This window comes from Nocardioides sp. NPDC004968, from assembly GCF_040608935.1.
GTDB lineage: Bacteria > Actinomycetota > Actinomycetes > Propionibacteriales > Nocardioidaceae > Nocardioides.
The window spans coordinates 17,402-29,884 of sequence record NZ_JBEXJF010000006.1 but is presented as its reverse complement, the minus strand read 5'-3'; the positions used below and the strand labels follow the sequence as shown (position 1 = coordinate 29,884).

The following is a 12,483-nucleotide window of genomic DNA, read 5'->3' as shown; positions in this document are numbered from 1 at the left end:
GTGATCGAGCAGACCGATCACACGGTCGGGGGCCGTCAGGCGGCGTCAGAGGCTCTCGGCGATCTGCTTGATGGCAGCAAGGCGACGGTCCCACTCGATGCCGATGGCATCGAGGCGACGGGCGACGGTGCTGAGCCCGGAGCCGACTACCCGATACTGGACCTCGCGCCCGGCCTGGACGGTCTCCACGAGACCGACCTCGTGCAGGACGGCGAGGTGTTTGGCGATGGCTTGCCGGGTGATGGGCAGGCGCCGGGCGAGGGCCGACGCCGAGGCGTCGCCCTCGCCCAGGGCGGCAAGGATGCTCCATCGGCTCTCGTCGCCGAGCGCGCTGCACATCTCGACCACGGCCTGGTCGATGGGGGTGTCGATGCTCATGAGCCCTGCTCGAGGAGGGCGACCAGCTTGTCGAGTTCCTCGTCCCAGCCGCCACGATGGTCTGCCATGAGCCCCGTCGGGTCGCTGGTGTGCTCGAAGCCCGTCTCGACGACGGTGAGCTGAGTGCCGCCGGGAGTCGCCTCCAGGGTGAAACGGAAGACAGTCGAACGCTGTTCGTCGACCGTTTCCGGCAGCGGTCCTTCCTCGTTGCACCAGCGGTAGGACACCTCCGACGGAGGGTCGAAGGTGTCGACCCGGATCGGCACTCTGCGCTCACCTGGCCAACCGATCGTACCGAGGGCGCCGACACCGGTACCGGTGAGAGTGATCTGGCCGAACCACTGCGAGATCAGCTCGGGCTCGGTGACGGTTCGCCAGACCTTTTCCCGGGGCGCGTTGACATGGATGGTGCGGCGTACGCTGAAGGTGTCCGCCTCGATCTCGGCCAGCGGGTTCTGTGTGTTCTTCATGGGTTTCCTTTCTCTCGGTGTCGGCATCAGCTGATGGCGACGGGTTCTGGTTCCGGTGTCCGATCTGGTTCGGTCGAGGTTGAGGATGCGGGACGCAGCGAGCGGCTGGCGATCGCGGCGGCGACGGCGATGGCGGCGAGGATCGCACCGGGACCGGCGAGGCGTTCGACGCGGTGCTGCCACGGGGCGGTGATGCCTGCGCTGCACATGCCGAGGCAGAGGACCGCGAGAACCGCGACGACGGCGCTCGTCCCCCACTGGACCATTGCGATGAGTGACGCCGCGGAGCCGACGGCGCCGACTGTCAGGGCGCGTGCGGCACCGATGTCGGCGAACCTTCCACCAGCCAACGACCCGACTGCGGCGGCGATGCCGTAGCCCATCAGGCAGACTCCGATCCAAGGCCCCGAGACCTCGGCCACACCGCCCAGGAACGATGCCCGCCAGCCGACGGCTTCGCCGAGGAGGCGGCCCAACGGCACTCCCACCGCGCCGGAGACGGCGAACCCGGAGATCACCACCGCCATCGCTCGGCCAGCCCGTTCCGGGGGGTGTGCCGAGATGCTCGTGGTGGGCATGCTCGACCTCATGGCTGAGGACCTGGCCCCCATCACCAGCGTCCCCGTGAACAATGCGCCCAGCGCGATCGCCGCTCGTGAACCGCCCGTTACCGAACGCCCCCGTCGATGAGACATCTCTCCCCCAAGGAATCTGCAACCCAATGGTTGCATGCCACTCTGGCACGCCTCACACTGAATAGCAACCCCAAGGTTGCACTAACTGCCGTGGGCGACTTCGGGACTCCCCCTGGTGGTGTACCGGGTCAGCACGAGGGCGTTCAGCAACCGCCCGACCGAGCGGGCAGGCGACTCGAACTCCACAACATCTGTCATCAACGTGCCGTCGGCGACCGATTCGAATCGGTGCTCGTGCCACCACCGCCGAAACGGCCCGTTCCCCGGCGAGCCTCAGACCTCGGAGCGGGGCTCCGGCACACCGATGTCTGTCTCTGGCCAGAGCGATCCCGCAGCATGCCCCATGAGCAGCTTGGGGTAGTAGGACCAGGCGAACCATGGCGCGACGGTCGAGCTTCCCAGTGCACGGTCGAGAACTAGACCACCAACTGTCAGAGCCAGCCCCAGGCTGCGCCGATGAGTCGAGGAACGTCGGATGATGGCGGTGGACAGCATCATGTAGCCGTATTGCGCCGCTGCCCAGGCGACGACGTTGTCGCGGGCACCCACGCGATGATCCACCCAGGCGACCACGGCAGGATGTCCGTGCAGCGCTGCGAACCTGAGGTGATCGGCATCGTCCTGGCCGGCACGCTCGTACCACCGGACGGACGCGCGAGTGTTGTTCACATACGCGCCACCGATCAGGTCGGCAGCCAGTACGGCCATGGTCGTTGTCGACCCGCCGCCCGCTCCACTGCGCTTCGCCCACATCGCCGCCCCGACCAGTCCGACGACTGCGGACCCGAGGGCGATCGTGGTGTTCGCACGAGTGGCTTCCGGTCCCACCAGGTTCGCCCAGCCACGCTTGACGGACTCTGTCCATACGCTCATCGGTTGCCTCCAGAGGCGGTTCAAACGGTTGGGTGGCTCTCGGCGAGGTCCTGCGCGGCGGCGATCACCTCGGCAGAGTTGGTGATCATGGGGAGGTGCGCGCTGGCGATCTCGGTCACGCCGCTTGCACCGAGCTGCCCCGCGTAGCCTCGCTGCATACCGACGGTCAGCTCGGCATCATCGGTGGTGACGACGTACTTCTTGAGCGGCACCGCGCGCATCGCTTCGTGCCCCGTGGTGCGGGTGGTGAAGTACTTCACCGGCTCGGGTTCGAGGTCGGCGATCAACCGCTGCACGGTTTCCTCGTCGAGCCCCGCAGCGAGGCCCTTGCGGATCACTGACTCGGGCGGCTTGGTTCCCGCGACGCGGAGGATCAGAGGAAGCAGGATCTTGTTGGGGAACGGTAGCGACGAGGCGAAGGATGCACCAGACGCGGGGATCACGGCGGCGACTCCGAGCACTGCGTCCACTCGACCCGCGGCGAGACGTGCCAGCTCCGCGGCGACCACGCCTCCAGCAGAGTGCGCGACGACACCAAATGATCCCTCGGGAGCGGCGTCGAGAGCCGCTCGAGCGTACTCAGTGACGGTCCCTGAACCTGTCGCGGGGCGAGGGCCGACCACCGACGGGGTGGTGATCCCGGAACGAACCTCGTCCCAGATCCAAGGGGGTAGCCCGGCGCCGGACAGGAAGAGGAGAGGAAGTGTCATACGGTTCAAACTACGGTCAGAGGCCGACAGGCAGGTGTCGGCATTAGGGTCGTGTTGTGGCGTTCTCCAGGTCGGCCGATCCGCATCTGACTCTCCGTCGGATCGAGCGACAGCACGCTCTCATCGAGCAACTGCGATGGCAGCGCGGCGTACCGAAGTCGGCACTCGCCTTGGCCCATGCTCTCGACGTGACCGCACGGACCGTCGAGCGCGATATCGCCCGGATGCGTGAGAGCGGCATCCCCATCCGCGTCCAGCGAGGCCCGGGAGGTGGCTATCTCTTGGATGTGCGGTCGAAGCTGGACCCCATCTCGCTCGAACCGGACGAGGTGGCGGCGCTGATCGTTGCCCTGGTTGCCCTCGGTCCCACAGCGACCGACTCGGCGAGGACAAGCATGCACAAGCTCACCCGAGCGCTGCTGCCCTCGGGGTAGCTGCGGCTCCGTCGCGCGTGTTCGACGATCGCGTCGGCATAACAGGGGGCACGTACGATCGAGTCAGGAGCTGACCCTGGTTCCCCAATGATGGGAGACCGGATGTCCGGCGCTGTTTCATCCCTTTCCACCGCCACCAGCTCGTCGACCAACACGCTGCTCACCCTCGGACTGCTCGCGGCTTCCTCGATGGAGAACGAGCACCGGCTGCCGATCCACCCTCATCACCTCGATCTGATCGACCCGGATCTCCGTGCGCGGATGATCGTCGAGCGCGGCTACGGCGCTGACTTCCAGCTGGAGCCCGGCTACGTCGAGTCGCGGGTCGGCAAGGTCGCGGATCGCTCCGCGGTGATCGAGGCAGCTGACGTGCTGCTGCTTCCGAAACCGCAGGCGGCCGACGTGGCAGCGATCCCCGAGGGCGGTGTGCTGTGGGGATGGCCGCACTGCGTTCAGGACCCCGGGCTGACGCAGACGGCGATCGACCGCCGGCTCACGCTCATCGCATTCGAGGCGATGAACCACTGGAGCCGCCGCGGTGACTTCAGCCTGCATGTGTTCCACAAGAACAACGAGCTCGCCGGCTACTGCTCGGTGCTCCATGGCCTGAGCCTCATCGGGTCCACGGGCATGTACGGGCCTCGTCGGAGCGCAGTCGTCATCGGCTTCGGTGCGACGGCACGGGGTGCGGTGACTGCGCTCACGGCGCAGGGGATCCACGACATCCAGGTCCTCACCCAGCGCGGCGTCGCGGCGGTCGGCTCCCCGATCCACGGCGCGCATATCGCCCAGCTCAACACCGGCGACGGCGAGACCCACCTCAGCGAGGTGCTCACGAAGGACGGCAACGTCCTGCTCCCGGAGTTCCTGGCATCGCACGACATCGTCGTCAACTGCACGCTCCAGGACGTCGCAGAACCGTTGACCTATCTGCGTACCGAGGATCTGGCGGGGTTCGCCCCCGGCAGCCTGATCGTCGACGTCTCGTGCGACGAGGGGATGGGGTTCGAGTGGGCGAAGCCCACCACATTCGACGACCCGATGTTCACGGTCGGCAACGGCGTCAACTACTACGCGGTCGACCACACCCCGTCATACCTGTGGAACACGGCCACCTGGGAGATCAGCGAGGCGCTGCTGCCGTTCCTTCGCACGGTCATGGAGGGACCGGCCGAGTGGGCGACTGACCTGACCGTCTCCCGGGCGATCGAGATCGACCACGGCGTGATCAGCAACCCGAGCATCCTGAGCTTCCAGGGACGCGACCCGGCCTATCCGCACATTCGCGCTGCCGAGGCGTTCAGTCGTTGAAGCGGAACTCCACCGTTCTGTCGCTGACCAACGTTTCGAACCGAGGCCGCTGAATATGATCGGATTGTTGCATGGAGATCGAGCGCATCGCCCCGATCCTGACCGTCGATGATCTCGCGACCGCCATCACCGAGCACACCGGCGTGCTCGGCATGCGGGTGGTCATGAACATGGGGTGGATTGCCTTCCTTGCCGACGACGCCGGCCACCAGATCGGATTGATGACCACTGACGCAACGGCCTCGGTCAACCCGGACGTCTCGATCTTCGTCGACGATGTCGAAGCTGCCCACGCCGCGGCAGTGACTGCGGGCGTTGAGATCGTGCACCCCCTGTCCACGGAAGAGTGGGGCGTGCGCCGATTCTTCTACCGCGACTCGTCCGGGCGGGTGATCAACGTCGGCACCCACACCTGACCGGGGAGGACTGCGAAGATGCTGCCCCTACGACTCATCCGAGCCGACGCCCGGTCCTACGTCCGGTCCGAGCTTTGGGGTACGACAGGTGGCGGGTGCCGTCGCGGCGACTTCATGGCTCCGGGTCACTCGGGCCCGAGGGAGTCGGACGCCTCGATCCGGTGTGCGTGCCGCACCGACACCGAACCGGCGTACCCCTCGACGAAGCCGACCACCACGTCGTACTCATCCCCCGCGGTGGAGCGCAAGGTGAGCGTCCAGGAGTTGTCCGCCGCGTGGTGCTCCTCCGCGCGGAGCGACAGGGCGTCCGGGTCCACGGCGTACGCCGTCGCGGCCGCGCGCCGGGTGCGCTGGACCGCCGACTCCCGCGAAATCGGCGTCCGCTCCGGCTGGCCGACCACCTCCATCACGTCACGAAAGGCGCGGGACACACCGGCGTACGACGCCTCCGAGACGGCCGTTGTCCGGGGCCCGGTGTTCACCAGCAGCCCGATCTCGAGGGCACCCGGACTGGCGCCCCAACTGGTGTGCCATCGGTGCTGGTGCAGCGAGTAGTGCCGCCGCGCGTCGGCCCCGGCGTACAAGACTGGCTCCAGTGCGGCGAGGATCCCCCGCTCGTCGAGGACATCCTCGCCTCCCCCGCCGTCCGGCTCTGGGACCGACAGGTCGAGCAAGTACTGCCGATCCACCTGCTCGTCCGGGCTGGCCCGATAGCCGACCTGGACCCGCACCGAGTCCACCCGGCCGAGAGTCAGCAGCGAACGCGAGTCATCGATCGCACAGTTAGTCATCTCTCCAGACTTCTCCTGGTCCCCACCAGGGTCAAGCGCCAGACCGTGCGCCGAGTGCTTCGCGAAGCTGTCTCGAGGCGGATCGCGGGGTAGCGCCCGCCCGCCAGATGGCGAGCAGCAGATCCGCCCGCGGCCGGCCAGGCTCGGTCCAACTCGGCCCGAGTCCTGCCTGGCGGAGCACGTCGATCAGGTCGTCGTCGGCTGCCGTACGCGCTTCGGCCCAGGCCAGCGCGTACGCCTCATCGACCCGGTTCAAGGTCGTCTCGGTCTCTACGATCGCAGGCGACACCGCGACCACGGCTCGGGACTCCTGTCGGTGACGCAGGAACGCGATGAGGAAGTAGACCAAGGCACCTGCCCAGCTGAAGACCAGCACCATCACGATGTCGAGGACGTCCAGCCCACTCATTGCGTCCCGGGGTCCAAGCAGACCTTGACTGGCAAGCAACGTGGGAGCCCTGAGGTCACCGGGTGACTTCGGGACTCCCACGTCGCTGCTGCATCAGCACGGGGAGACGAGTGCTCGCGCCACGAGAGCCATCAGACCTCAGGCGCAGAGAGAGCGTCGACCAACCACGCGTTCCGTTGCTCCAGCAGCTTCGTCATGTACCGAGTCAGCACGAGGGCGTTCACGAACCGCCCGACCGCTCCGGCCGGCGACTCGAACTCCACGACATCCGTCATCCGGGTGCCGCCGGCGACTGGTTCGAATCGGTGCTCATGCCACCACCGCCGAAACGGGCCGGACTCCTGCTCGTCCACGAACCGGTACGGAGCGTCGTACTGACTGATCACCGAGGTCATCGTGAACGGGATCCCGAAATGTCGGGCTCCCCAGGTCACTGAGTCGCCGAGACGCATCACACCCGAGGTGACACCGGCGATGGCGCGCTCACCCGAGTCGGACATCGACGACTGGTGCGCGTCCACGGACAAGCTCAGCTCAAAGCACCGCCCCGGCGTCGCCGGAATCTCAGTGGTGAGCTCGATCCGTGGCACCTGAAGATCCTGGACTTCGGTCAGTCCATGCCTTCGACGATGCGGAAGTCGCGCTCGACACCGTCGGAGAGGGCGGCCAGCGCCTCCTGGTAGGCCGCACTCTCGTGCGCCGCGACGGCCTGCTCGAAGCTGTCGAACTCGATCAGGACGGTGCGCTCGGCGATTCCGGCGTCATGCGCCACGACCCGACTGCCACGGCTGAGGACCCGACCGCCCCCGGCCTTGACGGCCTGCGGGGCCAGCTTGTTGTAAGCGGCCAGCTTCTCAGGGTCGGAAATGGTGCGGTACGCGCTGACCCAGTAGCCCTTGGGCATGGAACCTCCAGTGTTGGGTTGAGTGCATCTGACGTACGGGTAGCGCAGCACGCCACCCGGCGGCCGATCCGGTCCGTCGCTCAGACGTTGAAGCGGAACTCCACGACGTCGCCGTCGGCCATGACGTAGTCCTTGCCCTCCATGCGCACCTTGCCGAGGTCGCGGGCCTTGGCTACGGAGCCGGCGGAGATGAGGTCGTCGTAGGAGACGATCTCGGCCTTGATGAAGCCCTTCTGGAAGTCGGTGTGGATGACACCGGCGGCCTCGGGGGCGGTGGCGCCCTTGGGGATCTCCCAGGCGCGTACTTCCTTGGGGCCGGCGGTGAGGTAGGTCTGCAGGCCGAGGGTGTCGAAGCCGACGCGGGCCAGGATGTCCAGGCCGGGCTCCTCGACGCCGGCGTCGGCCAGGAACTCGCGGGCCTCGTCCTCGTCGAGCTCGACCAGCTCGGACTCGAACTTCGCGTCCAGGAAGATCGCCTCGGCGGGGGCGACCAGCTCGCGCATCGAGTCCTTCAGGGCCTCGTCGGCGAGCTCGTCGGAGTCGCAGTTGAAGACGAAGATGTAGGGCTTCGCGGTGAGCAGCATCAGGTCGCGGATCAGCGCGCGGTCGATCTTCGTGGCGATGATCGGGGTGCCGGCCTCGAGGGCCTCCTTGGCCTCGACCGCGGCGGCGAGGTTGGCCTTGAGGTCGGGAGCCTTGCGCGACTCCTTCTCCAGCCGCGGGATCGCCTTCTCGACCGTCTCCAGGTCGGCGAGGATCAGCTCGGTCTGGATGGTGGAGATGTCGTTGGCGGGCTCGACCTTGCCGTCGACGTGGGTGACGTCGTCGTCACGGAAGACTCGGGTGACCTGGCAGATCGCGTCGGACTCACGGATGTGGGAGAGGAACTTGTTGCCCAGGCCCTCACCCTGCGAGGCGCCGCGCACGATGCCGGCGATGTCGACGAACTGCACCGTGGCCGGCAGCAGCTTCTGGGACCCGTAGATCTTCGCCAGCTCGGGCAGCCGCTCGTCGGGCACCCCGACGACACCGACGTTGGGCTCGATGGTGGCGAACGGGTAGTTCGCCGCGAGTACGTCGTTCTTGGTCAGAGCGTTGAAGAGGGTCGACTTGCCCGCGTTGGGAAGTCCCACGATGCCGATGGTGAGTGCCACGATCGACAATCCTAGGGTCGTACGCCGACCACGGCCGAAACGCCGGACAGCGCAGTGGGGCGGCCAGGCCAGAACCGCCGATCACGAATTCCGACGGTAAAGGGCCTTCACCCAATAGGCTCGCGTCCCGTGAACGCCCCCGATGCACCACAGCGACTGCGCGAACCCGCACATCAGGTCTCAGAGAGCGCACCGGCGTACTGGCGTACGGCGGAGGCGATCGGCGCCGTGATCTGGCTGGCCCTCGCGGTGGGTGCGGTCGTGGCGGCGGTCCTCGTCCCGGAGGGCTTCTGGACGTGGATCCTCTGGCTCGTCGCCGTGGTATTCGTCCTGGCGCCGGTGCCGGGGCTGACCTTCGTGCCGTCGATCCGGTTCCGGATCCACCGGTGGGAGGTGACCGACATCGCCGTCCATGTACGCCACGGGTGGATCACGGTCGTCGACGAGATCGTGCCGCTCTCCCGAGTACAGACGGTCGACTCGACCCAAGGGCCGCTGATGCGGCGGTTCGGGCTGCGTACGGTCAAGGTCTCCACCGCCTCCTCCGCAGGCATCGTCCAGATCGCCTGCCTCGACGACGCGCTGGCGCTCGAGGTCGTCGCGAAGCTGGTGGCGATCACCGCGGCGACGCCTGAGGACGCGACGTGAGCACGCCCGAGGTCCCTGACGTTCCTGAGATTCGCGAGGTCTCTGAGATCCCTGAGGTACCTGACGCTCCTGTCGTCCCGGACGCGGAGTGGCAGCGGCTGGCCGGCTGGACCGCGGTCGTCAGCCCGCTCTCGACGCTGCGCCAGGCGATCATCCCGGCCGCGATCGGTGCCTTCGGTGCCGGGCAGGCGAACGTGTTCATCGGCCTGCTGGTCGCGGCCGGCATCGCGGTGGTCGCGGCCCTGGCCGGCATGGTCCCGTGGCTGACCACGAGCTATCGGGTGACGCCGACCCACCTGGAGGTACGCAAGGGTCTGCTCAACCGCACCACCCTGACCGCGCGGCTCGACCGCGTGCGTAGCGTCGACCTGAGCTCGACGCTCATCCACCGCGCGCTCGGGGTCACCAAGGTCAATGTCGGCACCGGGGTCGACGAGGGCCAGATCACCCTCGACTCGCTGACCAAGGACGCCGCCGCCCGGCTGCGACGCGAGCTCCTGCACGCGGCCCCAGCGACATCGACATCCGCGCCATCCGCGTCCGCCGTGCCCTCAGCTGAAGGTTCATCGCCAGAGACCGAGCCCGCCGAGGCCCCGTCCGAAGGCGAGGTCATCGCCAGACTCGACTGGTCCTGGATCAGGTACGCCCCGCTCAACCTCAAGAACCTTGCGATCGCGGTCGGCGGTCTGGGTGCGGTCTTCGGTGCCTTCTCCGACCTGATCCCGTGGGGGTCCTTCGGAGTCCGGGTCACCAACGGCGAGGTCAACGGCGTCCCGGTCGACGAGGTCGTACGCATGCTGTTCATCGCCATCCCGATCGCGATCGTCGGGGCGGCCGCGGTGTGGGCGATCGGGTCGTGCGTCGGCTACGCGGTGCGTTGGTGGGACCTCCAGGTTGTGCGCGAGCAGGGCCGGGAGGGCACCACGCTGCGGCGCAGCTTCGGCCTGACCAGCACCCGCGCGACGACGGTGGAAGAGGCGAAGGTACGCGGCGCCACCTCCACCGTCGGGCCGCTGATCGGTCTGGCCGGCGGCGCCGACCTCAACCTGCTGACGACCGGGCTCGACGACAACTCCCCCGCGGTGCTGCCGACGGCCCCGGAGCAGGTCGTCTCCGAGGTCGGCACCGACATCCTCGGCGAGGACGCGTTCTCGGCGGCGCTCGCCGGCCACGGGCCACGGCCACGCCGGCGCTACTGGTTCCGGGCGGTCGTCGCCACCGTCGTGTGGACGCTCGTCGCGCTGGTCCCGACCGTGCTGATCGGCGTGTTCGGCGACATCTGGCTCTGGTGGATCCCGGTCGCCATGCTGGTGCTGGCCCTCGTTCTCGGGCTGCTCGGTGCCGAGCTGCGTCACCGCCACCTCGGCCACGCGCTCACCGACCGCTACCTGGTGGTCCGCTCCGGCTCCTACACCGCCGTACGCACCGCCCTGCAGACCGACGGCATCATCGGCTGGCGGGTCAGGCAGACCTTCTTCGACCGCCGCATCGGCCTGGCCCAGGCCACCGCGATGACCGCGGCCGGACAGGAGCACGTCGACATCCCGGACGTGCCGCTCGAGACGGCCGTCGCCCTCACGGCGGCGGCCACGCCGCGTACGGTCTCGGAGTTCGTCGAATAACCCGTTCCGCTACGGACAGGCTTCGGTGGATGATCCGGCCATGACTATCCAGATCCGCCACCTCACCTTCGACTGCGCCGACCCCCGCAAGCTCGGGGAGTTCTGGTCGGCCGTCACCGGCTGGCACCTCTTCTACGACGAGGACCCCGAGGTGATCGTCGCCCGCAGCTTCCCGTCGAAGGAGCTGATGTTCCTCTTCGTCCCGGTGCCCGAGGCGAAGTCCGCGAAGAACCGGGTCCACATCGACATCAAGCCGGAGGACACCACCCGTGACGAGCTCGTCGAGCGCGCGCTCTCACTCGGCGCGACCATCTTCGGTGACCACCGCAAGGAGGACGGAACCGGCTTCGTCGCGCTCCGCGACCCCGAGGGCAACGAGTTCTGCATCGAGCGCGGCGAGCACGAGATGACCTCGAGCGGTCCGATGACGATCGGCCTCAAGATCTGACCTCAGCGGGCGAGCACCCCGACCCGTCCGCCCGCACCGGCGGCCCAGCAGACACCTCGGGCGCAGTCGACGGTGTGGAAGCGGGTCTGGGTGGCGCCGAACGGCTTCCAGGAACGGCCGTTGTCGTGGCTGATGTCGCTGCCGTTGGGGCCGACGGCGATCGCGGTGCGGCCGCCGATCCAGGCGACTGCTTCGCGGTATCCGCCCAGGTCGGAGTCGGAGTTGGTCCAGGTGCGACCACCGTCGGTGGAGTAGGCGGCGCGGTCGACGCCGTCATCCTCGAGGCCGAAGTCGCCACCGACCGCGATCCCCTGGCGAGGGTTGCGGAAGCCGAGCCCGAAGACGCCGGCGGCCTCGCCGGTCGCGATCGTGGAGTCGGCGGCGGACCAGGAACGACCACCGTCGTGGGTGGCGTAGATCTTCGCGGCGGCGCCGCCCCCGCCGATCCAGGCGTCGCGCGCCCCCGCGGTGACCAGGCAGGTCCCGCTGGCCGAGTAGCCGAACTCGCCCGGCGCCTCCAGGCCGCGCGTGTCGGCGATCGTCCAGGTGTCGCCGCCGTCGGAGGTCGTGATGATGCGCCACTCGCCGTCGACCGGGTCGCTCATCGCGATCCCGCGCTTGCCGCCGGGCCAGAAGTCGACGCAGTTGTAGAACGCGGCCGGCTCCGCGGACCGGAACGTCTCGGTCCAGGTCGCTCCGCCGTCGACGGTCTTGTAGATCCGGCTCGCCTCGCCCTCGCCGATGGAGAGCACCACGGCCTCCCTCGCAGAGCTTGCTTCGACGTCTCGGAAGAGGAGCCCGTCTGATCCTGGCGGCGAGACCTCGTCCCAGGTCCGGCCGCCATCGGTCGTACGGAACACTCCCCCGCCATCCCCGCCGACCCACGCGGTCTTCGCGTCGACGGCGTCCAGCGCCCGGAACCCCTGTGTCGTATCCACGTTCACAGACGTCCAGTCGTACGCACCCCCTGACTGCACTGACTGCACAGCCTGCGCCGCCGGCGCGAGCGTGAGGGTGGTGAGAGCGAGAGTGGCCGCCGCTGCGGCTCCGACAACGATGCGCACGAAGGTTCACCTTGGCCCTGCGAGGCCGTTCTGTCCACCGATCCGGCAAAACTCGTCCGCCGAATCGGCGGCAACGGCAGGCGAATCTGCAGTTGTGGACGACGAAAGTCGAGTTTCGTCCTCCACAACTGCAGATTCGGCGGGCCAGATGTGCGG

Annotated in this window: 17 protein-coding genes; 6 read left to right on the top strand and 11 right to left on the bottom strand. The window is 68.1% G+C overall.

All coding sequences use genetic code 11. The annotated features are described in order from the left end of the window. Positions 1-45 precede the first annotated feature (45 nt). From ABZU72_RS09000 to ABZU72_RS08980, 5 genes are all read right to left on the bottom strand, one after another. Positions 46-378: a metalloregulator ArsR/SmtB family transcription factor gene (locus ABZU72_RS09000; RefSeq protein ID WP_355018517.1), complete on the bottom strand. Its 333-nt coding sequence runs from the start codon at positions 376-378 to the stop codon at positions 46-48. Further along, positions 375-848, bottom strand: coding sequence for an SRPBCC domain-containing protein (locus ABZU72_RS08995; protein ID WP_355018516.1), 474 nt, complete (start codon positions 846-848; stop codon positions 375-377). Before ABZU72_RS08995 ends, ABZU72_RS09000 begins: the two co-directional genes overlap by 4 nt. Before the next feature lie 26 nt (positions 849-874). After that, positions 875-1,426, bottom strand: a complete 552-nt coding sequence (locus ABZU72_RS08990) for a hypothetical protein (RefSeq protein WP_355018515.1) — start codon at positions 1,424-1,426, stop codon at positions 875-877. Between the two features lie 390 nt (positions 1,427-1,816). After that, the gene (locus ABZU72_RS08985) at positions 1,817-2,416 is read right to left on the bottom strand and encodes a hypothetical protein (protein ID WP_355018514.1); all 600 of its coding nucleotides are present in this window, start codon (positions 2,414-2,416) and stop codon (positions 1,817-1,819) included. Positions 2,417-2,436: 20 nt separating this feature from the next. After that, positions 2,437-3,126: an alpha/beta hydrolase gene (locus ABZU72_RS08980; RefSeq protein ID WP_355018513.1), complete on the bottom strand. Its 690-nt coding sequence runs from the start codon at positions 3,124-3,126 to the stop codon at positions 2,437-2,439. 56 nt (positions 3,127-3,182) lie between these two features. Here ABZU72_RS08980 and ABZU72_RS08975 point away from each other — a divergent pair, with 56 nt between their 5' ends. From ABZU72_RS08975 to ABZU72_RS08965, 3 genes are all read left to right on the top strand, one after another. Then, the gene (locus ABZU72_RS08975) at positions 3,183-3,560 is read left to right on the top strand and encodes an HTH domain-containing protein (RefSeq protein WP_355018512.1); all 378 of its coding nucleotides are present in this window, start codon (positions 3,183-3,185) and stop codon (positions 3,558-3,560) included. Between the two features lie 102 nt (positions 3,561-3,662). Continuing rightward, positions 3,663-4,871, top strand: a complete 1,209-nt coding sequence (locus ABZU72_RS08970) for a N(5)-(carboxyethyl)ornithine synthase (protein ID WP_355018511.1) — start codon at positions 3,663-3,665, stop codon at positions 4,869-4,871. 71 nt (positions 4,872-4,942) lie between these two features. Beyond that, the gene (locus tag ABZU72_RS08965) at positions 4,943-5,287 is read left to right on the top strand and encodes a VOC family protein (protein WP_350662469.1); all 345 of its coding nucleotides are present in this window, start codon (positions 4,943-4,945) and stop codon (positions 5,285-5,287) included. A gap of 125 nt (positions 5,288-5,412) precedes the next feature. Here ABZU72_RS08965 and ABZU72_RS08960 read toward each other — a convergent pair whose 3' ends face one another. From ABZU72_RS08960 to ychF, 5 genes are all read right to left on the bottom strand, one after another. Beyond that, complete coding sequence (locus tag ABZU72_RS08960) at positions 5,413-6,078, bottom strand: hypothetical protein (protein ID WP_355018510.1); 666 nt, start codon at positions 6,076-6,078, stop codon at positions 5,413-5,415. Between the two features lie 31 nt (positions 6,079-6,109). Further along, positions 6,110-6,487: a hypothetical protein gene (locus ABZU72_RS08955; protein WP_355018509.1), complete on the bottom strand. Its 378-nt coding sequence runs from the start codon at positions 6,485-6,487 to the stop codon at positions 6,110-6,112. Positions 6,488-6,618: 131 nt separating this feature from the next. Next, the gene (locus ABZU72_RS08950) at positions 6,619-7,077 is read right to left on the bottom strand and encodes an SRPBCC family protein (protein ID WP_355018508.1); all 459 of its coding nucleotides are present in this window, start codon (positions 7,075-7,077) and stop codon (positions 6,619-6,621) included. 20 nt (positions 7,078-7,097) lie between these two features. After that, entirely contained in the window at positions 7,098-7,391 is a 294-nt protein-coding gene (locus ABZU72_RS08945) for a DUF1330 domain-containing protein (RefSeq protein ID WP_355018507.1), read from the bottom strand. A gap of 80 nt (positions 7,392-7,471) precedes the next feature. Then, positions 7,472-8,545: a redox-regulated ATPase YchF gene (gene ychF / locus ABZU72_RS08940; protein WP_355018506.1), complete on the bottom strand. Its 1,074-nt coding sequence runs from the start codon at positions 8,543-8,545 to the stop codon at positions 7,472-7,474. A 129-nt stretch (positions 8,546-8,674) separates the two neighbouring features. On the opposite strand from ychF, the gene ABZU72_RS08935 reads away from it, so the two are divergent. From ABZU72_RS08935 to ABZU72_RS08925, 3 genes are read left to right on the top strand one after another with little or no spacing between them, the layout of a single operon-like run. Then, positions 8,675-9,193: a PH domain-containing protein gene (locus ABZU72_RS08935; RefSeq protein ID WP_355018505.1), complete on the top strand. Its 519-nt coding sequence runs from the start codon at positions 8,675-8,677 to the stop codon at positions 9,191-9,193. Continuing rightward, on the top strand, positions 9,190-10,815 hold the full coding sequence (locus ABZU72_RS08930) for a PH domain-containing protein (protein ID WP_355018504.1): 1,626 nt from the start codon (positions 9,190-9,192) through the stop codon (positions 10,813-10,815). Before ABZU72_RS08935 ends, ABZU72_RS08930 begins: the two co-directional genes overlap by 4 nt. 40 nt (positions 10,816-10,855) lie before the next feature. Then, positions 10,856-11,263: a VOC family protein gene (locus ABZU72_RS08925; RefSeq protein WP_355018503.1), complete on the top strand. Its 408-nt coding sequence runs from the start codon at positions 10,856-10,858 to the stop codon at positions 11,261-11,263. A gap of 2 nt (positions 11,264-11,265) precedes the next feature. Here the strand turns inward: ABZU72_RS08925 and ABZU72_RS08920 are convergent, their stop codons facing one another. Then, positions 11,266-12,327: an oxidoreductase gene (locus tag ABZU72_RS08920; protein ID WP_355018502.1), complete on the bottom strand. Its 1,062-nt coding sequence runs from the start codon at positions 12,325-12,327 to the stop codon at positions 11,266-11,268. Positions 12,328-12,483: the final 156 nt, after the last annotated feature.